Consider the following 24,751-nt stretch of genomic DNA (forward strand, 5'->3'; position numbering starts at 1 on the left):
ACTTAAAGACTCTTCAACGTGTTGATTTCAACATTCCTTAACCATACCGGCCGCGCGGTGCGCGCATGCAGCGCTTGTACGGCGCCGATGTCGGCGTGCCGTTCTGTGGTGCGCCGAGCTGCGCATCGCAGAACGAGCTGTCAGTGTTGAGTGCGTCGTCGCCGCGCTTCTGCTTCAGCACATTGGTCCAGATATCGGTGTCGGCGTGCGCCGAGATTGCGCTGCCGATCAATAGCGCGGCGATGAGGGCGAGACGTTTCATGTGCATTCTCCTTTGCATGCGTCGCCGGCCATCGGTCGCGTGCAAGGCGAATGCGGGTTCGGTGCGGGGGAATTACAAATTGGACAGAGGTCGGCGCGACGTTGTCCAAGTGCAACCGAATGTTCGCTGGCTCACGCAGGCAGCGGCTGTGAGGTTCGTCACAGAAGACCGAAGCGGTCTGGCATAGGGTCGAACCACATCGGGCCCAGGGGCGACTTCAATCCATCTCGGGACCCACGCCATTTCGGAGGTTGTCATGAACAAGCTCACCATCGCAGCCGCAGCACTCTTCCTCGCCTCGACTGCCGTCGCGCATGCCGGCAATTCGATCTCGTTCCGGATCGAAGGCCAGAACATCCGCATCGAAACGCCGCGCAATTGCGCCTCGCTCGATTGCGTCACCATCGTGGCGCCCGGCCTGTCGAACAAGCCGATCAAGCTGAACGACATCAACCTCAAGGGCCTTGGCTCCAAGGACGATGACGACAGCACGGCGCCCGCGACGACGGCGCAGCCCGCGCCGGTGCAACAACCCGCGCAGCAAGCCCCCGTGCAGGCGACCGCGCCCGCGGTTTCGCCCGCCGCCCCTGCCCCGGCCGTTGCCGCCGCGCCGTCCGTCGATACGACCACGCCGCCCGCACCTGTTGCGGCTCCCGCTCCGGTCGTTGCGCCTGCGCCGGTTGCTGCTGCACCCGCTTACACACCACCGCCGGCCCCGGCACCCGTTGCGCCAGTGCAGGCCGCCAACACGCCAATCGGCGTGTGGGCAACCGAAGAGAACAAGGGCAATGTTCGCGTCGAACAATGCGGCTCTAATCTCTGCGGCTATGCCGAGAAGACCAACGAGCGCATTCTGATCAACATGAAGCCCGACGGCGCCAAGTGGAGCGGCCGCATCCACGATCCCGACTCCGGCCGCAATTACGACTCCACGATCGCCATGAAGGGCCCGAACGCAATGCGCGTGCAGGGCTGCGCCTTCGGCGGCATGTTCTGCGGCGGCCAGACCTGGAAGCGTGTGAGCTGAGGCTGCGGCTGGCAAGCATTCTTGTTCTTATGATGGCGCCACGTCCCTGTTTCAGGGGGCGTGGCGTTTGAGCGTTGGCGTTTGAACGTTCGCCCCTCCCATGCGATAGATGTTCATCCGCCGTTCAGCAATCTCCGGCTGATATCGCTCGATCTCGCCTCGCGTTCTCACCGGGATCTCATTCGTGGCTTTGATGGTGGCTTGGCGCCGCTTCGTGTTCGCATTGCCGCTGCTGGCGCTGCCGCTGGCCGGCGCAGACAACGCGCGCGCATCCGACGCAATCGAGCTCGCGCAGGCGCAGCCGCAAGTACAATCCTCGCCCGCTCCTTCGCCGACGCCAGCAGCTTCGCCCGCGCCCGCTGCGGATGCACAGTCCACCACGGTCGAGCCGATCGGCAACGTCGCCACCGTGACCGGAATCGCGACCGTGATCCGCGACAAGAACTCCTATCCGCTGAAGGTGCGCGACGACATCTATCTCAACGACGTCGTGCAGACGTCCTCGAACTCCTCGCTCGGCATCACCTTCAACGACGCCACCACGTTCAATCTCTCGGCCAGCGCGAAGATCACCATTGATAACTACGTCTATGAGGACGGCGGCAAGCAGAACTCGGCCATCTTCGACATCGGCAAGGGCACCGTCGCCTTCGTCGCCGCAGCCGTGGCGAAGACCGGCGACATGAAGATCGCGACCCCGACCGCAACGCTCGGCATCCGCGGCACCACCGGCGTCGTCGACGTGCCCGAGAATGCGACCGCCAACGCTGCGAACAACGTCAACATCAAGCTCTATCCCGACGCTGACGGCCGGGTCGGCCATATCGACGTCAACGACCGCGCCAGCGGCACGCGGCTTGGCGCGCTGACGCAAGCCTCGAGCGGCTTTGCGATTCGGCCGGGTGCGGCCGGCCCAGGCGGCATGCGCTTTGCCGCAGTCCCGATCACGATTCCCCCGCAGCAGATCGCGCGCGACCGCGGCTTCGTCAGCCAGGTGCACGCAGCGCAGACCACGGGACGGCAGATCGTCACCGAACAGCGTGACTTCCGCCGCGCCAATCCGGCAGCAGTGAGCCGCATTCCGCGGCCGGCGCAGGTGCCGCAGCAACAGCAATTGCGCCCGAACCCGGCGCCGACCCCGCAGCAGCCGCAGCGGCCGAATGGCCAGCCTGGTCAACCCGGCCAGAACAACCGTCCGGGTCAGCAGCCGCAGCCGGGAGCTCCCAACCGTCAGGGAACGCAACCGGGCACGCAGCAGCCGCAGCGCCAAGGACAAGGCGGAGCGACACAGCTAGGTGCGCCGCGCGCGGGCCAGGGTCAGCAGCAACCGGGCCAGCCGGGCACGGGTCAACCGGCCGGGCAGCCGCGCACCGGACAGGGCACGCAACCGAGCGGCGCGCTCCAGACGCCGACACAGCGCAGCCGACAATCTCCGCAGCGACCTGGACCAGTCACGCCCGCGCAGCCGAACGGCACCACACCGCAAACGCCGCACACCGGATTGCAGCCCGGTCAGCCCGGAGCGCCGCCGACCGTCCAGCCGCAACAAGGCGCAGCACCACGCCAGCCCGGCTTCCAGCAGCGCCTGCCTGGCGCACAACGCCCCGCCGCGCCACGCAGACCCGCGCTGGCTCCGCCGCCGAAGGAAAAGAAGAAGCGATAGGTTGGAGAGCGGGTCTCTCCATCATTGCGGGAAGTATTGTAGGGTGGGCAAAGCGAAGCGTGCCCACGCATCTTTCGCGATGGAGAGAGGTGGTGGGCACGGCGCAAGGGCGCCTTTGCCCACCCTACGATTCCGGAATCGCGGAGAGAGAGCTAGCTCACGCTTCGCCGCGCAGCCAGGCTCGCACCTTCTGCAACAGGCCGTGCCGCAGCTCGTCGACGGAGGCAGCCTCGGCCGGTGTCAGCGTCTGCAAGGCAGCATCGATCTCGTCGGCGGCCAGCGTTGGCGTCGGTTCGGGCGCGGGTGACGGTGCAAGCCCCGCCGCGGCGATCGCGATCGGGCCGACCTGGGTAAGGAAGGCGCGCTCATATTCGCGCGACAGGCGCGCGAGCGCGTCGTCCAGCGGCAACCAATCGACCGCCTTGATGTCGTTCATCAACCTGCGGACCTGGCCGCCCTCGGCCTCCATTCGCCAGAAATGCACGACCTTGGAGCGACCGCCGGACTGGTACACGAGCGTGCCCAAAAACTCCTGAATGGCGACCTCGTGGCCGGTCTCCTCCAGCACCTCGCGATGCGCGGCCTGTTTCGGCGTCTCGCCGTCGTCGAGCTTGCCCTTGGGCAGGACCCATTCATTGCGTTTGCGCTGGCGCACGATGGCAATCAGCGGCGGCGCACCACGCCGCAGCACAATTCCACCCGCCGCCATCACCGGCGCCCGCGCCATCACCAATCCCGTCGTATCGTCTATTCGTCCCCGTGAACGATATAGGCCGCCGACGCGGCGGAATGAAGACTATGTCCGACGAAGCAGGGCCTGACCCGCGCGGATACGCGTCCCCTCGCCGATGCCGTCGCAGAACGAAAAGTCACCGGGCGCGAGAATGATAATGGTCGAGCCGTGCTCGAACCAGCCGAGCTCCTCACCCTTGGCGACGTTGGCGTCGCAGGAGAAATTGACCGGCCCCCTGGTCTGCGCGTTCAGCACCATGTCGAGGAAATGCAGCCGGATGCTGGCGACCAGGATCGCCGCCACCGGCACCAGCGTCACCGCCTCACCGGTCGACAAATGCGTGCGGATCACCGCGCGCTCGTTCTTGCAGAACAACCGCTCGACCCGCTTCAAGGCGATCGGATTGACGTTCCAGACATCGCCATGGATCAGCGTGACGCGCTCGATATGCGCATCATAGGGCGCATGGAAGCGATGATACATGCTCGAGGTCAGCCGCAGCGTCACGAAGCTTCCGTTGCGGTGTTGCTCGACCAGCGCGGGATCGCCGAGCAGGTCGAGCAAAGAATAGGGCGCGCCCTTGACCTGGAACAGCTCGGTGTCCGCGATCCGGCCATGAGCGCCGATGATGCCGTCGGAAGGGCTGGCGACCACCGAGGGATCCGGATCGAACGGACGCAGACCCGGCTTCAGCTCGCGCGTAAAGCAATCGTGCAGGCTGGTGAAATGGGTCTTGCGTGCTTCCGACAGGTCGAGGTCGGAGAACAGCTTCCACAGCGCGATGGAAAAATCCCGCACCAGCGGATTCCTGATCTTGGAGAACCAGCCCATGAAGCGGGTCAGCGCCGCGCGGGGAATGCGGTTGGTCAACAGGAAGTTGAGGTCTTCCTGCTGGGTGAAAGAGGCGATGAAGGCTTTGACTGTCATGAATCTGTCAGCTCACAGTATTAGCGCTTGTTGTCATGGAAACGACACTCCCGATTCTCTCGATGTCCGTGGCCGCCGCAGCGTCCGCTGCCGCCGTCCTCCCGAAGATCAAGGCGCGGGTCGAATTGTCCCGCGCCAAGCACCGCTCGCTCGCCGGGCACTCCAAGATGTCGCGCCGCGTGGCAAAGCTGCTGCCGTTCTACGAGTTCGAAGGCGATAAGTACTTCGGCTGTGACGGCGCGCCCGCGAATGTGGTGATGCAGCGCAAGGACGCCTTCTTCCGCCTCGCGCGCCTCTATGCCGATCGCTACCCCAAGGGCCGCGCCATGACGAAGGAGGCGGCCGAGACGATCTCGGACCTCAACTTCACCGAAAGCTACCGCGTGCCGTTCCAGTTCTCGCGTCTCGTTCGCGAGCATCTGGGCACCTCGACCTTCATGGAATCCTCGAGCGGCGTCACCGTCACCGATGTCGACGGCAACACCTCCTACGACCTCACCGGGTCCTACGGCGTCAACATCTTCGGTAACGACTTCTACAAGGAATGCATCGAGGGCTCCGAGAAGCGCGCCCATGCGCTCGGTCCGGTGCTCGGCCCCTACCACCCCGTCATCCTCGAGAACGTGCAGCGGCTCTGCCAGATATCGGGCCTCGACGAAGTCTCGTTCCACATGTCCGGCACAGAAGCCGTGATGCAGGCGGTGCGCCTTGCGCGCTACCACACCAAGCGCACGCATCTGGTTCGTTTCGCCGGCGCCTATCACGGCTGGTGGGGCGACGTGCAGCCCGGTGTCGGCAACCCGATCCCTGCGCACGAGACCTACACCCTCTCCGAAATGTCGGAGAAGACGCTGCACGTGTTGCGCACGCGCAAGGACATCGCCTGTGTGCTGGTCAATCCGCTCCAGGGCCTGCATCCGAATGCCAACGCGCCCGGCGATTCCTCGCTGGTCGACTCCTCTCGCGGCGGTCATTTCGATCGTGGCGCCTACACCGAATGGTTGAAGAAGCTGCGCGAGATCTGCACCGAACGCGGCATCGTGCTGATCTTCGACGAGGTCTTCGTCGGCTTCCGTCTCGCTGCCGGCGGCGCCCAGGAATATTTCGGCGTCAAGGCCGACATGGTGACCTACGGCAAGAGCCTCGCCGGCGGCCTGCCGGTCGGCGTGGTCTGCGGCAGACGCGACCTGATGCGCCGCTTCCGCGATGATCGCCCGGCCGACGTCTGCTTTGCCCGCGGCACCTTCAACTCGCATCCCTACGTCATGACGGCGATGGACGAGTTCCTGAGCCGGCTCGCCAGCCCGAACTTCCGCGCCATCTATGACGGCCTGGATACGACTTGGAACGGCCGCGCCGCGAGGCTCAACAAGATGATGCGTGATGCCAAGCTGCCGGTGGAGTTCGCCAACTTCTCGTCGATCTGGACGGTGAAATACACAACCCCGTCGCGCTACAACTGGATGCTGCAATACTACCTTCGCGCCGAAGGCCTGGCGCTGAGCTGGGTCGGCACCGGCCGGCTGATCTTCAGTCTGAACTACACCGACGCCGACTTCAGCGAAGTCTCCGACCGCTTCGTCCGCGCCGCCGAGAAGATGAAGGCGGATGGCTTCTGGTGGCACGATGGTGCACTCACCAACAAGACCATCAAGCGGCAGATTTTGAAAGAGATGCTGGCCAAGCGCTTTGGGCGCTGAGGCTGATTCTCCACTCATAGCCACCGTAATTCCGGGGCGAGCTCTCTGCTCCCCCTCTCCCCGCTTGCGGGGAGAGGGTTGGGGTGAGGGGGACTCTCCGCGCGCGCGGTGAGCGTTGGCGCACGACCATCTGGCAGCCCCCCCGCGGAGACTCCCCCTCACCCGGATCGCATCTACGATGCGCTCCGGCCTCTCCCCGCACGCGGGGAGAGGCGAAAGAAGGATGCCCGGCACGAGGCCGGGCATGACGTAACCATCAGACATCGGAGTATTGGGTGAGACCAGCGCGCTCAGGCGTGCTGCTCTTCGAGCACGGGCTCGGAGATGAGGCCCAGCGTGTGCTCGGGATTGAGGTGCAGGCCGGGGTCCATCAGCTCGCCGCGCATCAGGGCCAGCGGAGCGCTGCGATACAGCATCAGGTCGTGGAACGGGTCGGTCAGGATCTTGGTCATCCAGACGAGGCCGGTCTCGACGTCGCGGATGAAGAACAGGTGCACGGTGCGGAACAAGAGACCGCCACCGCCGACCGCCAGCCAGATCTTGGCAACCTGCCGCACGAAGTCGGTCGCATTCGCCCAGGGCGTGAACAGGCCGAACAGCGTCGGATCGACGACCAGCACCAGCGGCGACAGCGCCCAGATCGCCATCAACACCACCTTGCGCTGAAGGTTATAGCCGACCTTGATCTCTTCCTTGTATTCGTGCGTCGCCTGGTTGACGTGGTCGTAGGTGTGCGGCTCGAAGAAAAAGTGACCGGCCTGGCGCGAGGTCATCGAGACCAGCCAGCCGACCAGCGCCGAGATCATGGGATCGACGAAGAGCCAGAGATAAGCAAAGAGGAAGCTCAGCGCGCTGACGAAGTGCAGGCTCTGATTGATGCGGCTGTGGTGATAATAGCGATGGTCGTCCCAGCGCTGGATCCGCAACTGCTCGAGGTAGTTCTTGATCATGCTCTCCCCCAAAATGCTTTCGGGTTCAGGATTTACAGAGATTCGATGTACGCCGTGTGACATCATCATTTTGTCATGTGACGATGTGCAGCGACGCGGTGACGCACGCGAACGCGTGAGCGGCGGACAGAGCCGCCGCTCTTGCAGCCTTGCTCAGGCTGCCTTGGCGATGTCGACCTTGCGGAAGCGCACCAGCGAGAAATGACCGAGCGGCGGAATCAGGCGGCGCTCGGCGAGCTCGATACCCTTGGCGCCGGCGAGCCATTTGGCATAACGCGACCAGGCGAACTCGGCCGTGCGGAAACCGAGCGGACGCACCACCGGCTGCAGCTTCTGCTCGATGAAACGGCGCATGCCGGTGTCGGCGCTGACGCGGGTGAGGATGATCAGCTCGCCACCCGGACGCAGCACGCGAGCGAATTCGTCGAGCGCCTTCTCCGGGTTCGGCACCGCGGTGACGACATACTGCGCCATCACGACGTCGAAGGAATTGTCGGGGAATTCGAGCTTCTCGGCGTCCATCACCGCGAGGCCCTCGACGTTCTTGAGGTTGCCCTCGCTGACGCGCCGGCGGGCCTTGTCGAGCATCGCGTCCGAAATGTCGGTGCCGAAGATGCGCAGATGAGGAGCGTACAACGGCAGCGAGATGCCGGTGCCGACACCAACCTCGAGCACGCGACCACCGATCTTGTTAGTGGCTGCGATCGCGGCCTGACGGCCCTTGGCAAACACACCGCCGAACACGAGATCGTAAACGGGCGCCCAGCGGTCATAGGCCTGCTCGACCGAGCCACGGGTGAGGTCGAGCTGCTGGGTGCCGTCAAGGTTCATGATCTTAGCCATCGATGAGGTTCTCGCTGTGGGTCAAAGTATGAATCAACCGCGCACTGGCCGCCGCGCCATGCGAGGCGAGGCGCGCAAGGCACGGCTGGGCTGGAGTGAGGTGAGATTGCCGACGAACTGACGCGCGCTGTTCTCCCAGGAGCGCTCCAGCGCGAAGTTGCGGCAAGTCTCGCGCGACATCGTGAGCGCGCGCAGGCACGCGGCGCGCAGATCGCCGTCGATCGCGCCGATCGGATGATCGGCGATGACGTCCTTCGGTCCCGTCACCGGAAACGCTGCAACCGGCGTACCGCAGGCGAGCGCCTCGAGCTGCACCACGCCGAACGTATCGGTGAGGCTCGGGAACACGAAGACGTCAGCAGCGGCGAGATGCGCAGTGAGATCCGCGCCCTTCTTCTCGCCGAGGAAGACCACATCAGGATATTTCCTTTCCAGTGCGGCCTTCTGCGGACCATCGCCGACGACGACCTTGGTGCCCGGCAGTTCGAGCGAGAGGAAGGCTTCGAGATTCTTCTCGACCGCGACGCGGCCCATGGTCATGAAGATCGGTCGCGGCAGATCGAGCGCTGCGGGAGAGTCAGGATGGAACAGCTCGGTGTTGACGCCGCGTCCCCAGAAGCCGAGCCGCTTGAAGCCGCGGCCTGCGAGCTCCTGTCGCAGCGACGGCGTCGCCACCATGGTCATGGCGGCGGCATCGTGGAAGTGGCGCAGCACGGCATAGCCGACGGCATCGGGAATGCCAGTTCGTACCGAGACGTATTCCGGAAAGCGGGTGGTATAGGATGTCGTGAAGGCGAGGCGGTTGCGGCGGCAATAGGCCCGCGCCGCCCAGCCGATCGGGCCCTCGGTCGCGATATGCAGGGCTTCAGGCGCGCACCTCTCGATCCGCCGCGCGATCTCTTTCCCGCTCGGCAGCGCGATGCGAATGCCCGGATAGGTCGGCAGCGGCCAGGACCTGAAGCCGTCAGGGGTCAGGAAGTCGATCTCGACATCGAGCGCCCTGGCGGCGGCCGCCAGCGAGGTCAGCGTCCGGACCACGCCGTTGACCTGCGGATGCCAGGCGTCAGTCGCGATTAATACCCGCATGGGGAAATCCCGAGAGTTTGATGATTCTCAGGCATCGACCATCAACGATGGATATTTCAGGCGTGTGACGTCACATAAGTGTCGGCGCGCTGTTTTGTTCGTTAACGAACCTCCGCGGCCACGAAACTGTCATGAAACAATCCTTGCCGCGATGAAACCGTTTTCGGTTTTCCGCGCAAACGTCCCGAAACTTGTTTCCGTTAGGAACTTAAGCAACGGAGCACCGCAACGGTGCCGGGGTGACCAAGAAACACCACGCAAACAGGGGCGACCAATGTTCAATCTGGACACGTTGAAGACGCATTCGCGCGCCGTTGCCGTCAGTGCAGTGGCCGTTGCTGCAATCGCATGTGCCGGCCCGGCCGAAGCCGCGCCCGTACAGCTGTTTCCGTTCTTCCAGCCGCTGCCGGTGATGACTGCGCCGCAGCCGCTTCAGCCCTTCCAGCCCTATTCTGCGCCGACCTACCAGACCGCGCCGTCCGAGGATCAGGACGCAGTCGAGACGCCGGCCCGCTTCCGCCGCCAGACCGTTTCGTATGCGACGCGCGAAGCGCCGGGTACCATCATCATCGATACGCCCAACACCTATCTTTATTACGTGCTCGGTAACGGTCAGGCGATCCGCTACGGCATCGGCGTCGGTCGTGACGGCTTCACCTGGTCCGGCACGCAGTCAGTGACCAAGAAGGCGGAGTGGCCGGACTGGACGCCGCCGCCGGAAATGATCCAGCGCCAGCCCTATCTGCCGCGCCACATGGCCGGCGGCCCCGGCAACCCTCTCGGCGCCCGCGCCATGTATCTGGGCGGCACCGTCTACCGCATCCACGGCACCAACGCCCCCGATACGATCGGCAAGCACGTCTCGTCCGGCTGCATCCGCCTTACCAATGACGACGTCTCCGACCTCTACTCCCGCGTCAACGTCGGCACCAAGGTGATCGTGCTTCCGATGACCGAGCGCCGCGCTGAGCTGAGGTAACGCGAGGCGGGGATCGAGATACGAACGGCCCCGGCGCTGTCGGGGCCGTTTTCGTTTGGGCACATGGTCTGTCGTGAGATATCTTCATCAACATGATCCGACTGCTCACACCCGCAGACGCGGCTCTTTACCGGGCGATCAGGCTTGAAGCGCTCGAAGCGCATCCCGAAGCTTTCGCCAGCACCTTCGCGCGCGAGCAGGAAAAACCGCTCGCCTGGTTCGAGGAGCGCCTCACCGCGTCCGACATCTTCGGCGCCTTCATCGACGGCGAGTTCGTCGGCATCGCCGGCTTCCACCGGCAGGATGGTCCGCAGACCATGCACAAGGCCCATCTGTGGGGCATGTATGTGCGACAACAGGCAGGGCGAGCCGGCGTGGGCCGGCATCTCGTCGACACGGTGATTGCCCATGCGGCAAAGCATGTCGAAAAGCTCCAGCTGAGTGTTATGAGCAAGAATGAAGCGGCGCTGCGCCTCTACAAGACGACCGGCTTTGTCGAATACGGCCGCGAGGTGAAGGCCTTCAAACAGAACGGCCAGTATTTCGATGAAGTGCTGATGGAGCTATTCCTCGACGGAAGCAACAAATAGCAAAGCGGCCCCGGCAATGCCGGGGCCGTTTTTCCTTGCAATGATCCCCGTCTACCGCCGCGGCGAGAACAGCCGCAGCCACGCCGCTGAATGAAACGCGCTCATCAGGAGATACATCGGCACCATCCCGCCCAGTGACAGTCCGTGCCCGGCGGAGCAGAGCATATCCGCCGGGCCGCCACTGAAGGCGGCCGTCAGCAGGGCCATGACCGCGAAGGTGGGCGTGGCCGCAAGACCCAGCCATCGGGCAAGCTGAGATGCGGCCTCGCTGCCGTCACGCCTGGTGCTGGCGGGATGGACGTCGCTCATTGCGCGCCTGGCGCACGAAGCGCGATTTCGCCGGCGTCCGTGATCTCGACCCACTTCTTGTCGGGCTCGCTGCCAGCCTCATAGCTGTCGTTCCAGTTCCACCATTTGTAGGTCGGGCTCTTCGGATAGCCGGGCGGCGAATCCTCCCAGGGCTCCTGGCGGCCGAGCGGGGTGATGTCGAGATAGTTCCAGGTTCCGCCCATCTGCTCGTCGCCGCGGCTCTTGATCAGATAGGTGCGGAAGATCCGCTTCCCGTCGCGGTAGAACACGTTGGTGCCGTGCCATTCATCGACGCCAAAATCGGCATCGAAACTGTCGGTGATGGTAACCCACGGAATGTTCCAGCCCATCCGCGCTTTCAGCCGCGCGATATCCGCCTGCGGGGCGCGCGAGGCGAACACCAGCGTAGTGTCGCGGGCGTTCAGGTGCGACACATGGGCGACCTGGTCGGCCACCATGGAGCAGCCACGGCAGGCATGGTCGGGCCAGCCGAACACGCCCGGCTCGAAGAACGCCCGGTAGAGGATGAGCTGCTTCCGGCCCTGGAACAGATCGAGCAGACTGGCCTTGCCCGAGGGCGCCTCGAATGCGTAGGTTTTGGTCACTTCCATCCACGGCATGCGCCGGCGTTCGGCGGCGAGTGCGTCGCGGGCGCGGGTATGTGCCTTCTCCTTCACCAGCAGTTGCTGTCGGGCGGCCTCCCATTCCTGCGGCGACACCACCGGCGGTGTCTGCATGACGGTCTGTTCGTTAGTCCCTGCTTTGCTTGCTGATGTCATCATGGCTCTCCAAATCTCTCGCTCACCGCACATCGTCGGCCGTGGGGGAGTTCTCGCACCGGAGGAGCGGACGGTGGGAGTAACAAGTGTGGCGGGATTTTCATGGAGTCGCTGATCACGGCCGCCGCACGCGCCCTCGAGGCCGGCGATCCGCTCGGCGCGCTGAACCGCGTCGCACTGCGCAACGATGCGCCCTCGCTGGCGCTGCGCGGCATCGCGATGGCGCAGCTCGGCGATCTCGCCAAGGCCAAGGCGCTGCTGCGGAGCGCCGCCCGCGCCTTCGGGCCGAGAGAGGCGGTCGCGCGGGCGAGATGCGTAGTGGCCGAAGCCGAGATCGCGTTGGTCTCGCGCGACCTGAACTGGCCGGCGAAGACTCTCGCAGCGGCGCGGGCGACGCTGGCAAGCCACGGCGATCTCGCCAATGCCGCCCATGCAGGCCATATCGAGGCGCGCCGTCTGCTCCTGCTCGGACGCGTGGACGAGGCCGAGCGGACGCTGGCCGAGATCGGCGCCTGCCCGCTGCCGCCTGCGTCCCTGGTCGTGCGCGAGCTCGTGGTTGCCGGCATCGCCATCAGGCGGCTCAAATCAAAGGAGGCGCGCTCGGCGCTTGACCTGGCGGCCCGCGCCGCGCGACAGGCCGACATCCCGGCGCTGGTGGCCGAGGTCGACAGCGCAAGCCTCATCCTGAACACGCCGGCCGCGCGCCTGATCGCGCGCGGCAGCGAGCACCCGCTCCTGCTCGGCGAGGTCGAGCGCCTTGCGACCTCGACGGCGCTCGTCGTCGACACCTTTCATCATGTGGTGCGCAGGCAAAACGTTGCCGTGCCGCTTGGAACGCGGCCCGTGCTGTTCGCACTCGCTCGTCTGCTGGCACAGGCATGGCCTGAGGATGTCTCGCGCGAGGCGCTGATCTCAGGCGCGTTCCAGGCCAGGCACGCCGACGAGTCTCACCGCGCGCGCTTGCGCGTCGAGATCGGGCGGCTCCGCACCCAGCTCAAGCCGCTGGCCGAGATCAGCGCAACCAAGCAGGGCTTTGAGCTGGCGCCGCGAAAAACGCGCGACGTCATCGTGCTGGCGCGCCCCGTCGAGGAGAAGCACGCCGCCGTCCTTGCCATCCTTGCCGATGGCGAGCCCTGGTCGAGCTCGGCGCTCGCGCTCGCGCTTGGCATGAGCGCACGCACGGTGCAGCGTGCGCTCGAGGAGCTTGCACGATCGAACAAGGTGCAGTCGTTCGGCCACGGCAGGGCGCGCCGCTGGATGACGCCGCCGGTCCCGGGTTTCCCGACAGGCTTGTTACTCCCCTCGCCGCTGATAAAGACGTAGGCTAAAGCATGATCCGGAAAAGTGTGCAGCGGTTTTCCGACAAGATCATGCGTAAACAATAAAGCCGCATCACAGGGATCGAGCCGATGAAGCGTTCCGCCGCCGAGATCATCCGAGAGTACGGGCCTTTCCCGGACGTCAAGGCCGTCCACGGCGTCACCTATGATGGCAGCCAAGTCTGGTTCGCGTCGGGCGACAAGTTGAATGGCCTCGATCCGGCGAGCGGCAAGATCTCGCGCTCCATCGACGTCGCCGCACATGCGGGGACGGCGTTCGACGGAAGGCACCTGTTCCAGATCGCGGAGGATCGCATCCAGAAGATCGACGCGGCGAGCGGTGCGGTCGTGAGCACGATTCCCGCACCGGGCGGTGGCGGCGATTCCGGATTGGCCTGGGCCGAGGGATCGCTCTGGGTCGGTCAGTATCGCGAGCGCAAGATCCATCAGGTCGATCCTGAAACGGGAAAGATCCTCCGCACCATCGAAAGCAAGCGCTTTGTCACAGGCGTGACCTGGGTCGACGGCGAGCTCTGGCACGGCACCTGGGAAGGCGATGACAGCGACCTCAGGCGGATCGATCTTGACACCGGCAAGGTGCTGGAGCAGCTCGATATGCCGGAAGGGACGATGGTCTCGGGGCTGGAATCCGACGGCGGCGACCAGCTGTTCTGCGGCGGCGGCGACAGCGGGCGTGTGAGAGCGGTTCGCCGCCCCAAACGCAGCTAGAGGAGCGCAGCTAACAGCGATAGCCGAGTCCCGCGATCACGGTGTAAAGATATGGCACCGTCTCTCGGGAGAAACCAATGACCGCGCTGACCACGCTGCTCGACGGCGGCAAATATTACGAGGCGCCGCGCTGGCATGACGGACGCCTCTGGTTCGTCGACTGCCTGGCGCGGACGCTACTGAGCACCGACACCGCGGGCCAATGCAGAACGCACGCGACGTTCGAGGACGACACGCCGTGCGGCACCGGCTTCCTGCCCGATGGCAGGCTGATCGTCCTGACCATGTTTCGCAAGCGCCTGTTCGTCTTCGCCGAGGACAAGCTCTCGCTGTATGCCGATCTGTCGGGCGTCGCGACCGGTGTCATCGACGACATGATCGTCGATGGGCTCGGGCGCGCCTATGTCGGCGACCTCGGCTTCAACTTCCCGCCTCCACCGGATCGCGGCGCCGACGGGCGCATCATCCAGGTCGCACCGGACGGCGCGACGCGCCTGGTCGCCGAAGGACTGCGCTTTCCCAATGGCATCGCGATCTCGCCCGACCACCGCCGGCTCGTCGTCGCGGAGATGGATGGCGAATGCGTCGCCGATTACGAGATGGCGCCCGATGGCAGCCTCACCTTCCGCCGCAGGCTGCCCTGCGGCAAGGAGCCGGACGGCATCTGCCTCGACCACGACGGCGCGGTCTGGGTTGCCGCCTATTCCGAGGATGCCTTCATCCGGATCGACGCCAGCGGGCAGGAGCTGCAGCGCATCGCCGTCCCCGGCCGCCGCGCCATTGCATGCGCGCTCGGAGGCCCCGAGCAGCGAACCTTGTTCTGCATCAGCGCCGCGACCTCGCATGAGGACCTGCGGCGCGGCAAGTCCTCCGCGCGGATCGATACCGTCACGGTGGATGCGCCCGGCGCGGGCTACCCCTGAGCCGCGGCCGCTGCCATTAACCCCTTTGCCGCAATTCCACCCCATCGGTGCGCTCTAGCGCCCTCCTCGCCCGCCCTGTAAAATCCTCCTCGGGGCGGCCTGGGGGATTGATGCGTCTGACTTTGAATTTGAAGACTGTGCTGATCGCCGCCGCGGTGCTCGCGGCGTCTTTTTTCGTCAGCTTGAGGGTGATGGACTGGCTGTCGCCGCGCGCGACCAATTCGGCTCCCCCGATCGCGCAGTTGCCGCCGCTGCCGCCGGCCTCCAAGAGCTCGATCGTGGTCGCCCCCGTCGCGATCGCGCTGTCGGCGATCCGCGACCAGGCCGAGAAGGCCTCGCCGCGCAATTTCGCCGGCAAGGCCGAGAACCCAATCTCACAAATCCTGGAGAACGCCGATATCGGCTGGACAGCCGCGCGCGGGCCGATGTCGGCGACCGGCGACAAGGACGTGCTGACGCTATCGACGCCGATCACCGGCAAGCTGAATGTCACGGGTTCGCTGTCGTCGAAAGCCACCGGCGCGCTGGGCGATGCCCTGGGTAGCGTGCTCGGCGGCGACGCGGCAAAACGGATCGGTGCGGTCAACATCAAGAACCTGAATGCCAGCGCCGAGATCAAGGGCAGCGTGGTCGTCACCTCGCGTCCCAAGCTCGCGGCCGCCTGGCATCTCGAGCCGAATTTGGGCGCGCAGGTCAATCTCGGCGACACCAACGTCAACGTCGCCGGCGCCAAGGTCAACGTGCCGGCGCAGGTCAAGCCGCTGATCGACAAGACCGTCGGCGAGCAGCTCAATGTCGTCGCCGAGCGCATCCGCAACGACCCCAGCCTGCGCGAGAACGCTAGGGTGCAATGGGCCAAGGCCTGCCGCTCGATCCCGCTGCAGGGCACCGGCTCCTCGGCGACGCTGCCGCCGCTCTGGCTCGAGATGAAGCCGACCCGCGCCATCGCGGCGCAGCCGCGCGTCGATGCGCAGGCCGTGACCTTGCTGCTCGGCCTCGAGGCCGAGACGCGCGTGACCTCGACGCAGACCAAGCCGGACTGCCCGTTCCCCGACAAGATCTCGATCGTGCCGCCGACCGGCACCGGCGTGAACATCGGCGTTCCCATCGACGTGCCCTTCACTGAGATCAACAAGCTGATCGCGGCCCAGATGGTCGGCCACACCTATCCCGAGGACGGCTCCGGCCCGGTCGAGGTCACCGTGAAGAGCGTCAACGTGATCCCCTCTGGCGATCGCCTTCTGATCTCGCTCCTGGTGCGCGCCAAGGAGAAGAAGAGCTGGCTCGGGCTCGGCGCCGAGGCGACCGTGCACATCTGGGGCCGGCCGATGCTCGACCAGGCGCAGCAGACGCTGCGGCTCGCCGACATCCAGCTTGCGGTCGAATCCGAGGCAGCCTTCGGTCTGCTCGGCGCCGCGGCGCGCGCGGTGGTACCGCAGATGCAGCAGGCGCTGGTGCAGAAGGCGACGCTCGACCTGAAGCCGATCGCCGCCAACGCGCGCGAGAAGATCGCGGCCGCGATCGCCGACTTCCAGAAGAGCGAGGACGGCGTCAAGGTCGACGCCTCCATCAGCAGCCTCACGCTGGCCGACATCGCCTTCGATTCCAAGACGCTGCGCGTGGTTGCGGAAGCCGGCGGAACGCTGAACGTGTACGTGACCAAGCTGTCGGGGATGTAGCGCGCTTTCATGCACGGAATCCGCGCAGTCCCTTATCGCTTGCGCGGCTGGCATTCTCGTTGGAGGATGCTAAGCTGATCGTCGCAACCTCCGACGAGGTGCCGAGGGTTTGTAGGGGACATCGCGAGGTATCATGGAAGCCGGCATCGTCACAACTGCGCCGGCCCTGGTGCGCTTTTCCGGCATCCAGAAGACCTATGATGGCGAGCACCTCGTGGTGAAGAACCTCGATCTCGACATCAGGAAGGGCGAGTTCGTCACCCTGCTCGGCCCATCGGGCTCGGGCAAGACGACCACGCTGATGATGCTGGCCGGCTTCGAGGTCCCGACCCAGGGCGAGATTTATATTGCAGACCGCCCGATCAAGAACATGCCGCCGCACAAGCGCGACATCGGCATGGTGTTCCAGAACTATGCCCTGTTTCCGCACTTGACGATCGAGGAAAACGTCGCCTTCCCGCTGTCCGTCCGCAAGACGAGCAAGGCGGAAACGCAGGAGCGCGTCAAGGCGGCGCTGCGGATGATCAAGATGGAAACGCTGGCGCAGCGGCGCCCCGGGCAACTGTCGGGCGGCCAGCAGCAACGCGTGGCGCTGGCCCGCGCGCTGGTCTTCAACCCGCAGCTCGTGCTGATGGATGAGCCGCTTGGCGCACTCGACAAGCGCTTGCGCGAGCAGATGCAGCTGGAGATCAAGCAGTTGCACGAGACGATGGGCATCACCGTCGTCTACGTCACCCACGACCAGAGCGAAGCGCTCACCATGTCGGACCGCATCGCCGTGTTCAACGACGGCATCGTGCAGCAGATCGACAGGCCCGACGCGCTGTACGAGCGCCCGGTGAACAGCTTCGTTGCCAATTTCGTCGGCGAGAACAACGTGCTCTCAGGCACCGTCGAGACGATCGACAAGGACTATTGCCGCGTCGCGCTTAAGGCCGGCGGCACCGTCATGGCCCGTGCGGTCAACATATCAGGCGCGGGCGCCGCGACCTCGCTGTCGGTGCGGCCGGAGCGGATCGCCATCGTCCCGGATGGCGCGTCCAGCGATGGACCGAACCGGCTGCCGGCCAAGGTACAAAACACCATCTATCTCGGCGACCACGCGCTGGCCGTGCTCGACGTCGCAGGGAATAGCGAGTTCATGGTCAAGCTGCAGCCGGGCTTGCTTGACAGCCTGAGCCACGGTGAAAGTGTCTTCATCACCTTCCGCCCCGAGGACTGCCTCGCGCTCGACCCCGTTTGATTGATCGATCAACCTCAACGCAACTCACCTGAAGAAGGACAAGGACCATGTTGAAGCGCAAGACCAGCAAGACGACTGGCAAGATTGCTCTGGGTTTCCTCGCGGCGTTCACCGTCAGCGCAGCGCTGGTGACGGTTGCGCAGGCGCGTGACCTCACCGTCGTGTCGTGGGGCGGCGCGTATCAGGATGCACAGAAGAAGGTGTACTTCGAGCCGTTCAAGAAGGCATCAGGCGTTCCCATGAACGACGAGTCCTGGGACGGCGGCGTCGGCGTGTTGCGCGCCAAGGTGCAGGGTGGCGCCGCCACCTGGGATGTCGTCCAGGTCGAGAGCGACGAGCTCGCCGTCGGCTGCGAGGAAGGCCTGTACGAGAAGCTGGACTATTCCAAGATCGGCGGCGAGGGCGCCTATATCAAGCCGTCGGTCAATCCCTGCGGCGTCGGCGCGATCCTGTATGACTTCGTGCTCGGCTACGACAAGGACAAGCTGAAGGAAGCGCCCAAGAGCTGGGCCGACTTCTTCGACACCAAGAAGATTCCGGGCAAGCGCGCCTTGCGCCAGGGCCCGAAGACCACGCTGGAGATCGCCCTCATGGCCGACGGCGTGCCTCCGCAGGACGTCTACAAGGTGCTGGCGACCGACGAGGGCGTCGATCGCGCATTCAAGAAGCTCGACACCATCAAGGGCGACCTCGTCTGGTGGAAGGCCGGCGCCCAGCCGCCGCAATTGCTCGCCTCCGGCGAGGTGGCGATGACCTCGGTCTATAACGGCCGCATCGACACCGCGAACAAGAACGAGAAGAAGAATTTTGGCATGGTGTGGGATGGCGCGCTCTTCACCCTCGACAGCTGGGTCATCCTGAAGGGCAGCCCGAACAAGGACGCGGCCTACAAGTTCCTGGAGTTCGCAGGCAAGGCCGAGAACCAGTCGAAGCTTTCGGAGAACATCGCCTATGGCACTTCGAACAAGGACGCCGCTGCGCTGATCCAGCCGGCCGTGCTGAAGGATCTGCCGACCGCGCCCGATAACATCAAGAACGCGGTCGAGATCAATGTCGCCTTCTGGCTCGAGAACATCGACAAGTTGACCGAGCGCTTCAACAAATGGGCCGCGAAGTAATGCGGCCGTATGGCACAGGCGGAGAGGCGCTCCCCTTCGCTTGTGCCTCTTGCCTGAAATGATCACGCCATGACAGCAGCGTCCTTCACCGGCGCCGGTGCCGAGACCGAAGTGCCGCTCAAGCGCCGCCTGAAGCGGGCGGAGCGCGCGCGCCAGCTCAAGGCGTTCGCGCTCGTCGGACCGTTGCTGCTGTTTCTGCTGTTCACCTTCGCCGGGCCCATCGCCGGCATGCTGTGGCACGCCGTCGATGACCGCGAGGTGCGCCAGGTTCTGCCGCAAACCGTCGTGGCTCTCGCCAATTGGGACGGCAAGGAACTGCCGGACGAAAAGACCTATGCAGCCCTGGCAGGCGACATTCAGGCTGCGCGCGACGCCGGCACCATTGCCATCGCGGCCAAGCGGCTCAACTACGCCCAAAACGGCTTTCGCACGATCCTCACCAGCACCGCGCGCAATCTGAAAGCGATGCCGGGGCCGGGCACGGCCAAGGAGACGCTGGGCAAGATCAACGCAGCCTGGCGCGACCGCGCCACCTGGACGACGATCAAAAGGGCAAGTGGTCCAGTCACCAGCTTCTACCTGCTGGGGGCGCTCGACCTTGTCAGGAACGCCGACGGCGCAATCGTCGCGGCCCCGCCTGATCAGGCCATCTACCGCGAGGTGTTCGCCCGTACCTTCCTCATCAGTCTTGGTGTCACGGTGCTCTGCCTGATCCTTGGCTTTCCGGTCGCCTATTTGCTGGCAACGCTGCCGCCGGGCCGGTCGAACCTGCTGATGATCTTCGTGCTGCTGCCGTTCTGGACCTCGCTTCTGGTCCGCACCTGCGCCTGGATCGTGCTGTTGCAGAGCAAGGGCGTCGTCAACGACAGCCTGCGCTGGCTCGGCATCATCGACGAGCCGCTGCGCCTGATCTACAACCGCTTCGGTGTCTGCGTGGCCATGACCCACGTGCTACTGCCGTTCATGATCCTGCCGCTCTACAGCAGCATGAAGGCGATCTCGCCGGCCTACATGCGGGCCGCCGCCTCGCTCGGCGCGTCGCCCGTCACCGCCTTCCTGCGAATCTATTTGCCGCAAACGCTGCCCGGCATTGGCGCCGGGAGCCTGCTCGTCTTCATCCTGGCGCTCGGCTATTACATCACGCCGGCGCTGGTCGGCGGCGCCGCCGACCAGATGATCAGCTACTTCATCGCGCTCTACACCACCGAAACAGCCAATTGGGGCCTTGCGTCGGCGCTGGGTGCAGTGCTGCTGCTGGCGACCGTCCTGCTCGCGCTCGTCTACGGCAAGCTGGTGCAGGGCCAGCAGGTGACCGGAGGGATGAAGAATTGAGCGACGCGCCTTCCCTCCGCACGCCCAGCCAGCGCATCGCATGGATCGCGACCATCGTCATCTCGACGCTGGTGTTCATCTTCCTGATCGCGCCGATCCTGGCGATCATGCCGTTGTCCTTCAGCTCGGGCTCCTATCTCACCTATCCGCTGCCGGGCCTCTCCTTGCGCTGGTATGAGGATTTCATCAGTTCGGCGCGCTGGATGAATTCGCTGAAGAACAGCATGATCATCGGCGTCGCCTCGACGCTGCTGTCCATGGTTCTGGGCACGCTGGCAGCTCTTGGGCTGGCGCAGTGGAAGAGCCGGTTCAAGCCGTTGGTGCTGGCGTTCGTGCTGTCGCCGGTCGTCGTGCCCGGCGTCATCACCGCAGTGGGTCTCTATTTCTTCTTCGCGCCGATTGGCCTCACCGGCAGCTATCTCGGCCTGATCCTCGCTCACACCGCGCTGGCAACGCCGTTCGTGGTGATCACCGTCGGCGCGACGCTGCAAAGCTTCGACACCAACCTCGCCCGCGCCGCCGCCTCGCTCGGCGCCGCGCCGCTTGAAGCGTTCCGCCGCGTGATCCTGCCGCTGATCCTGCCCGGCGTCGCATCGGGCGCCCTGTTCGCCTTCGCGACCAGCTTCGACGAGGTCGTGATCGTGCTGTTCATGGCGGGGCCTGAGCAGCGCACCCTGCCGCGCGAAATGTTCAGCGGCATCCGCGAGAACATCAGCCCGACCATCACGGCAGCCGCGGTGATCCTCACGACGGTCTCGGTCATCCTGCTTGCGACGCTGGAAGGCCTGCGCCGGCGCAACGAACGGCTGAAGGGTAGCGGTTGAGGGCTTCTCCCTCGGCCCGCCTGCAAGCGGGGAGAGGCGAAGGCACACCGCCCGCCCCTTCCGATTTTGCATCCTGCTATGGCGTGGAGCGCTTAGCTGCGATCTCCAATAGCCGCTAGAACAGTCCCCGCAACAAAGCCCAAACAACAATGCTGAGGGAGAAACGATATGCATAAACTCATCGCCGCGGTCGCGGCAAGCTTCGCCGTCGCCGCAAGCTGCGGCGCGGCGCAGGCGCAGATTTCCGACAACGTGGTCAAGCTCGGCGTGCTCACGGACATGTCGAGCCTCTACGCCGATGCGACCGGCAAGGGCTCGCTCGCCGCCGTCGAGATGGCCGTCGCCGATTACGGCGGCAAGGTCGCGGGCGTGCCGATCCAGATCGTGTCCGCCGACCACCAGAACAAGCCCGACGTCGGCGTCAATATCGCCCGCAACTGGTACGACAATGAGAAGGTGGACGCCGTCATGGACGTGCCGACCTCCTCGGTCGCGCTGCCGATCTCGGCGCTGACGCGCGAGAAGAACAAGATCAACATCAATTCGGGCGGGGGCTCGTCCGACATCACCGGCGTCGCCTGCTCACCCAACACCGTGCACTGGACCTACGACACCTACGCGCTGTCCAACGTCGCCGGCAAGGCCATGGTCAAGCGCGGCGAGGACACCTGGTTCTTCGTCACCGCCGACTACGCCTTCGGCATGGCGCTCGAGCGTGACGCCGCCAACGTCGTCAAGGAGAGCGGCGGCAAGGTGCTCGGCGACGTCCGCCATCCGCTCAATTCGTCGGACTTCTCCTCGTTCCTGCTGCAGGCCCAGGCCTCGAAAGCCAAGGTCGTCGCGCTGGCAAACGCCGGCGGCGACACCACCAATGCGCTGAAGCAGGCGGCCGAATTCGGCATCACGCAAGGCGGTCAGAAGATGATCGCGCTGCTCATGGAAATCACCGACGTTCATTCGCTTGGCATCAAGGCGACGCAGGGCCTGATCATCACGGATGCGTTCTACTGGGACACGAATGACGAGACCCGGGCCTTCTCCAAGCGCTTCAACGACAAGGTCGGCCACATGCCGACCATGATCCAGGCCGGCCTCTATTCGGCGACGATGCACTATCTGAAGGCGATCGAGGCCATCAAGACCGACGAAGCTCCGAAGGTGATGGAGCAGATGCGCAAGACGCCGATCAACGACTTCTTCGCCAAGAACGGCAAGATCCGCATTGACGGCCGCATGGTCCACGACATGAATCTGTACGAGGTGAAGAAGCCGGAAGAATCCAAGGGCGAGTGGGACCTCTACAAGCTGGTCACCACGGTGCCCGGCGACGAAGCTTTCCGTCCGCTCGACAAGGGCGGCTGCCCGCTGGTGAAGTAAAGCTCCTCTCCCCCCGCAACCGGGGAAAGGTGAAAGAAAAGAAGACGCGACAGCGCGCCCGGTCAAAGCCGGGCGCGCTTCGTTTCAGCACTCACGCGACGTTTATTACTCGGAGTACTTGAACTCGGGCATGTTCTTCAGCTCGTCCTTGGACGCATTGAACACGGCGTGGTCCGGATACCACTTCGAGCTCGACGATGCCGTCGTGGTGGTGGTCGTCTTCTCGGTGCCGGTCGCGGCGCCGGTCGTAGTGGTCGCGGCGGGCTTGGCATTCGGGTTCGCACTGGTGCCGGTATAGGCCACAGCCTCATTGACGAACTTCAGCTTCTCATAGGGCACGGCGACGAGATGCTCGCCCATGCCGAGGAAGCCGCCGACGCCGATCACGGCGATCTTCACGGCGCCGCTCTTGTCCATCAGCAGGTCGTTGATCGAGCCGATGTTCTCGTTGGCGTCGTTGTAGACCTTCACGCCCGCCATCTTCGAGACGCGCCATTCACCCGACGCACTTGTGGTTGTCGTCGTCGTAGCGGTCGGCGCCTTGTCGGCGGTGGTGGTCGGATTTTGCGCAAACGCAACGGTCGCAAGCAAAGCGGTGCCGGCAAGGCCGGCGGCGATCGATTTCATCAACATGGTTGTCCTCTCCTTCAGCAGAAAACTTGTGCTGAGAGAACAGCGACGAACACGCACGGTTCCTAACATGCGGCAATTTCGTTGCGCCCTTGCGGCGCTGCGGCGCGAGGAAAAGTTCCTGGAACGTGCGGGGATGCACAGTTCCCCGCCGACGATCATGCGCCCTGGGACGAAGCATGCTCGCGGCGAGGAACGCGCCGACCTAGCGTCGCGCAGGTCAGCTCTTGTAGTCGATCAGAAGCGCGGAGATGTCCGTGCTGCTCGCGCTCGTCGCACTGCCGTTGGCGCCGTATAATGAATTCGACGAAGACTGCGACTGCTGCAGCGCCTGGAGAAACTGCTCGAGGATTTTCGCCGTGCTGCTGTCGGTCGAGCTGCTGCTCGTCGCGTCCGTCGTCGATGTCGAAGAATCCGAAGAGCCGCCATCCGACGGCGGCGGCCCCGCAGGCGGACCACCGGCGCCGTGAGCGCCGCCGGGCCCCTTGCTAAAGGCGGACTGAAACACGCCCTTCAGCTCGTCGGCCTGGCTCGACGTCAGCGTGCCGTTCGAGACCTCATTGGAGATGAGGTCGTCGATCTTGGACTTCAGGCCATCCTTGGACGGCTTGGTGCCGCTGGATTGATCGCTGGGCTGGCTCTGCTGGAGCGCCGTATCGATGTCCTGCAGGGCTGTGGTGAGAGCGGACTGGTCGGACGACGAGATCGTGCCGTCCGACACTTGCGATTGCAATTCCTGCTGCAGCCGCTGGAGCGGCGACTGGTGAAGACTGGCGGAGGCTGCCGAAATCGAAGTCATGATAGCACCGTGGTTTTTGCGGGGGTTTCGTACGCAACTGCGCCACGGTATGGTTACCGGACTTAACGAGACCTTGCCGTACGACGACGGTGTCGTTGCGGGGCGTTGCGGACATTCGCCCGGAAACACACTGAAACAATAATCTTCGCCTTTTGGCCCGAATCTTGGACAAACAAGGCCCATGGCCATTCCATCTCCCAATATCCTGGTCGTCGAGGACGATCGCGAAACCCGGACGTTGATCGCGAAATATCTGCGCAACAACTCCTGCAACGTCACCGCCGTGAGCGACGGCCGCGAGATGTCGCGCGCCATGGCGGACCACCGCGTTGATCTCATCATCCTCGACGTCATGCTGCCCGGCGAAGATGGCCTCAGCCTGTGCCGCAAGGTACGTTCCGAGGCGCAGACGCCAATCATCATGCTGACCGCGCGCGGCGAGGACGTCGACCGCATCGTCGGCCTCGAGATGGGCGCGGACGATTACCTGCCGAAGCCGTTCAACCCGCGCGAGCTGCTCGCCCGCATCAACGCGGTGCTGCGGCGTCAGGCCTCCGCCCAGGCCGCGAGCTCGATCGAGGGCGCCTCTACACTTGTCTTCGAAGGCTGGCGCATCGACTTGCGCCTGCGCGAGCTGCGCAATCCGGAAGGCGCCCGCGTCGCGGTGACCAGCGCCGAGTTCGACCTGCTCAGGACGTTCTGCGAGCGCCCCGGGCGCGTGCTGTCCCGCGACAGCCTGCTCGACCTCACGCAGGGCCGCAACACCGGTTCGTTCGAGCGCTCCATCGACGTGCTGGTCAGCCGCATCCGCCGCAAGATCGAGCCCAATCCGGCCGACCCCACCATCATCAAGACGGTGCGTTCGGGCGGCTACCTGTTTACGCCTCGGACGGAAGTGTTTGCCACACCCCAGAGCAACTGATCGGGCTT

General features: G+C 64.8%; 25 protein-coding genes. 15 read left to right on the top strand and 10 right to left on the bottom strand.

What is annotated here, in order from left to right; all coding sequences use genetic code 11:
* Positions 1-37: 37 nt before the first annotated feature.
* The gene (locus XI06_RS30525) at positions 38-262 is read right to left on the bottom strand and encodes a hypothetical protein (protein ID WP_237871338.1); all 225 of its coding nucleotides are present in this window, start codon (positions 260-262) and stop codon (positions 38-40) included.
* 256 nt (positions 263-518) lie between these two features.
* Here XI06_RS30525 and XI06_RS30530 point away from each other — a divergent pair, with 256 nt between their 5' ends.
* Together XI06_RS30530 and XI06_RS30535 are read left to right on the top strand one after the other, a co-directional pair.
* Positions 519-1,289: a DUF2147 domain-containing protein gene (locus XI06_RS30530; RefSeq protein ID WP_237871340.1), complete on the top strand. Its 771-nt coding sequence runs from the start codon at positions 519-521 to the stop codon at positions 1,287-1,289.
* A 193-nt stretch (positions 1,290-1,482) separates the two neighbouring features.
* Positions 1,483-2,952 (top strand): FecR domain-containing protein, encoded by a 1,470-nt coding sequence (locus tag XI06_RS30535; protein WP_237871490.1) that lies wholly within the window; start codon positions 1,483-1,485, stop codon positions 2,950-2,952.
* A gap of 157 nt (positions 2,953-3,109) precedes the next feature.
* Here XI06_RS30535 and XI06_RS30540 read toward each other — a convergent pair whose 3' ends face one another.
* Both XI06_RS30540 and asd read right to left on the bottom strand, forming a co-directional pair.
* Positions 3,110-3,679, bottom strand: coding sequence for an NUDIX hydrolase (locus XI06_RS30540; RefSeq protein ID WP_237871342.1), 570 nt, complete (start codon positions 3,677-3,679; stop codon positions 3,110-3,112).
* 69 nt (positions 3,680-3,748) lie between these two features.
* Positions 3,749-4,612 carry an archaetidylserine decarboxylase gene (gene asd / locus XI06_RS30545; RefSeq protein ID WP_237865894.1) on the bottom strand — a complete coding sequence of 288 codons (864 nt, stop codon included), beginning with the start codon at positions 4,610-4,612 and terminating at the stop codon, positions 3,749-3,751.
* A gap of 35 nt (positions 4,613-4,647) precedes the next feature.
* Here asd and XI06_RS30550 point away from each other — a divergent pair, with 35 nt between their 5' ends.
* Positions 4,648-6,312, top strand: a complete 1,665-nt coding sequence (locus XI06_RS30550) for an aminotransferase class III-fold pyridoxal phosphate-dependent enzyme (protein WP_237865893.1) — start codon at positions 4,648-4,650, stop codon at positions 6,310-6,312.
* 290 nt (positions 6,313-6,602) lie between these two features.
* Here the strand turns inward: XI06_RS30550 and XI06_RS30555 are convergent, their stop codons facing one another.
* The 3 genes from XI06_RS30555 to XI06_RS30565 all read right to left on the bottom strand — a co-directional run bounded on the left by XI06_RS30555 (position 6,603) and on the right by XI06_RS30565 (position 9,191).
* A complete protein-coding gene (locus XI06_RS30555; RefSeq protein WP_237865892.1) occupies positions 6,603-7,262 on the bottom strand; it encodes a hypothetical protein in 660 nt (219 codons plus the stop codon).
* A gap of 153 nt (positions 7,263-7,415) precedes the next feature.
* On the bottom strand, positions 7,416-8,105 hold the full coding sequence (locus XI06_RS30560) for a class I SAM-dependent methyltransferase (RefSeq protein WP_237865891.1): 690 nt from the start codon (positions 8,103-8,105) through the stop codon (positions 7,416-7,418).
* A gap of 33 nt (positions 8,106-8,138) precedes the next feature.
* Positions 8,139-9,191 carry a glycosyltransferase family 4 protein gene (locus XI06_RS30565; protein WP_237871344.1) on the bottom strand — a complete coding sequence of 351 codons (1,053 nt, stop codon included), beginning with the start codon at positions 9,189-9,191 and terminating at the stop codon, positions 8,139-8,141.
* A 274-nt stretch (positions 9,192-9,465) separates the two neighbouring features.
* Between XI06_RS30565 and XI06_RS30570 the strand changes: the two genes are divergently transcribed.
* Together XI06_RS30570 and XI06_RS30575 are read left to right on the top strand one after the other, a co-directional pair.
* Positions 9,466-10,170 carry a L,D-transpeptidase gene (locus tag XI06_RS30570; RefSeq protein ID WP_237871346.1) on the top strand — a complete coding sequence of 235 codons (705 nt, stop codon included), beginning with the start codon at positions 9,466-9,468 and terminating at the stop codon, positions 10,168-10,170.
* Positions 10,171-10,262: 92 nt separating this feature from the next.
* Positions 10,263-10,760: a GNAT family N-acetyltransferase gene (locus XI06_RS30575; RefSeq protein WP_271607133.1), complete on the top strand. Its 498-nt coding sequence runs from the start codon at positions 10,263-10,265 to the stop codon at positions 10,758-10,760.
* Between the two features lie 51 nt (positions 10,761-10,811).
* Here XI06_RS30575 and XI06_RS30580 read toward each other — a convergent pair whose 3' ends face one another.
* Positions 10,812-11,069, bottom strand: a complete 258-nt coding sequence (locus tag XI06_RS30580) for a hypothetical protein (RefSeq protein ID WP_237865887.1) — start codon at positions 11,067-11,069, stop codon at positions 10,812-10,814.
* A complete protein-coding gene (locus XI06_RS30585; protein ID WP_237865886.1) occupies positions 11,066-11,851 on the bottom strand; it encodes a DUF899 domain-containing protein in 786 nt (261 codons plus the stop codon). Before XI06_RS30585 ends, XI06_RS30580 begins: the two co-directional genes overlap by 4 nt.
* Positions 11,852-11,950: 99 nt before the next feature.
* On the opposite strand from XI06_RS30585, the gene XI06_RS30590 reads away from it, so the two are divergent.
* From XI06_RS30590 to XI06_RS30630, 9 genes are all read left to right on the top strand, one after another.
* A complete protein-coding gene (locus XI06_RS30590; RefSeq protein ID WP_237865885.1) occupies positions 11,951-13,171 on the top strand; it encodes a helix-turn-helix domain-containing protein in 1,221 nt (406 codons plus the stop codon).
* An 86-nt stretch (positions 13,172-13,257) separates the two neighbouring features.
* A complete protein-coding gene (locus XI06_RS30595) occupies positions 13,258-13,896 on the top strand; it encodes a Vgb family protein (RefSeq protein ID WP_237871354.1) in 639 nt (212 codons plus the stop codon).
* Positions 13,897-13,973: 77 nt separating this feature from the next.
* Positions 13,974-14,819 carry an SMP-30/gluconolactonase/LRE family protein gene (locus tag XI06_RS30600; protein WP_237871356.1) on the top strand — a complete coding sequence of 282 codons (846 nt, stop codon included), beginning with the start codon at positions 13,974-13,976 and terminating at the stop codon, positions 14,817-14,819.
* A 110-nt stretch (positions 14,820-14,929) separates the two neighbouring features.
* Complete coding sequence (locus tag XI06_RS30605; RefSeq protein ID WP_237865882.1) at positions 14,930-16,498, top strand: DUF4403 family protein; 1,569 nt, start codon at positions 14,930-14,932, stop codon at positions 16,496-16,498.
* A 133-nt stretch (positions 16,499-16,631) separates the two neighbouring features.
* A complete protein-coding gene (locus XI06_RS30610) occupies positions 16,632-17,741 on the top strand; it encodes an ABC transporter ATP-binding protein (protein ID WP_237871358.1) in 1,110 nt (369 codons plus the stop codon).
* A gap of 47 nt (positions 17,742-17,788) precedes the next feature.
* On the top strand, positions 17,789-18,859 hold the full coding sequence (locus XI06_RS30615) for an ABC transporter substrate-binding protein (protein WP_237871359.1): 1,071 nt from the start codon (positions 17,789-17,791) through the stop codon (positions 18,857-18,859).
* 69 nt (positions 18,860-18,928) lie between these two features.
* A complete protein-coding gene (locus XI06_RS30620; protein ID WP_237871361.1) occupies positions 18,929-20,191 on the top strand; it encodes an ABC transporter permease in 1,263 nt (420 codons plus the stop codon).
* Positions 20,188-21,015, top strand: coding sequence for an ABC transporter permease (locus XI06_RS30625; RefSeq protein ID WP_237865878.1), 828 nt, complete (start codon positions 20,188-20,190; stop codon positions 21,013-21,015). The genes XI06_RS30620 and XI06_RS30625 overlap by 4 nt, the downstream gene beginning before the upstream one ends.
* Positions 21,016-21,183: 168 nt before the next feature.
* Positions 21,184-22,392: an ABC transporter substrate-binding protein gene (locus tag XI06_RS30630; RefSeq protein WP_237865877.1), complete on the top strand. Its 1,209-nt coding sequence runs from the start codon at positions 21,184-21,186 to the stop codon at positions 22,390-22,392.
* Between the two features lie 105 nt (positions 22,393-22,497).
* Here the strand turns inward: XI06_RS30630 and XI06_RS30635 are convergent, their stop codons facing one another.
* Together XI06_RS30635 and XI06_RS30640 are read right to left on the bottom strand one after the other, a co-directional pair.
* Positions 22,498-23,025, bottom strand: coding sequence for a PRC-barrel domain-containing protein (locus XI06_RS30635; protein WP_237865876.1), 528 nt, complete (start codon positions 23,023-23,025; stop codon positions 22,498-22,500).
* A gap of 217 nt (positions 23,026-23,242) precedes the next feature.
* Positions 23,243-23,821, bottom strand: coding sequence for a hypothetical protein (locus XI06_RS30640; protein WP_237871363.1), 579 nt, complete (start codon positions 23,819-23,821; stop codon positions 23,243-23,245).
* Between the two features lie 181 nt (positions 23,822-24,002).
* Here XI06_RS30640 and XI06_RS30645 point away from each other — a divergent pair, with 181 nt between their 5' ends.
* Entirely contained in the window at positions 24,003-24,743 is a 741-nt protein-coding gene (locus XI06_RS30645; RefSeq protein WP_237865874.1) for a response regulator, read from the top strand.
* The last annotated feature ends 8 nt before the right edge of the window (positions 24,744-24,751 follow it).

It is taken from the genome of Bradyrhizobium sp. CCBAU 11434, assembly GCF_028128895.1.
Lineage (GTDB): Bacteria > Pseudomonadota > Alphaproteobacteria > Rhizobiales > Xanthobacteraceae > Bradyrhizobium > Bradyrhizobium zhengyangense.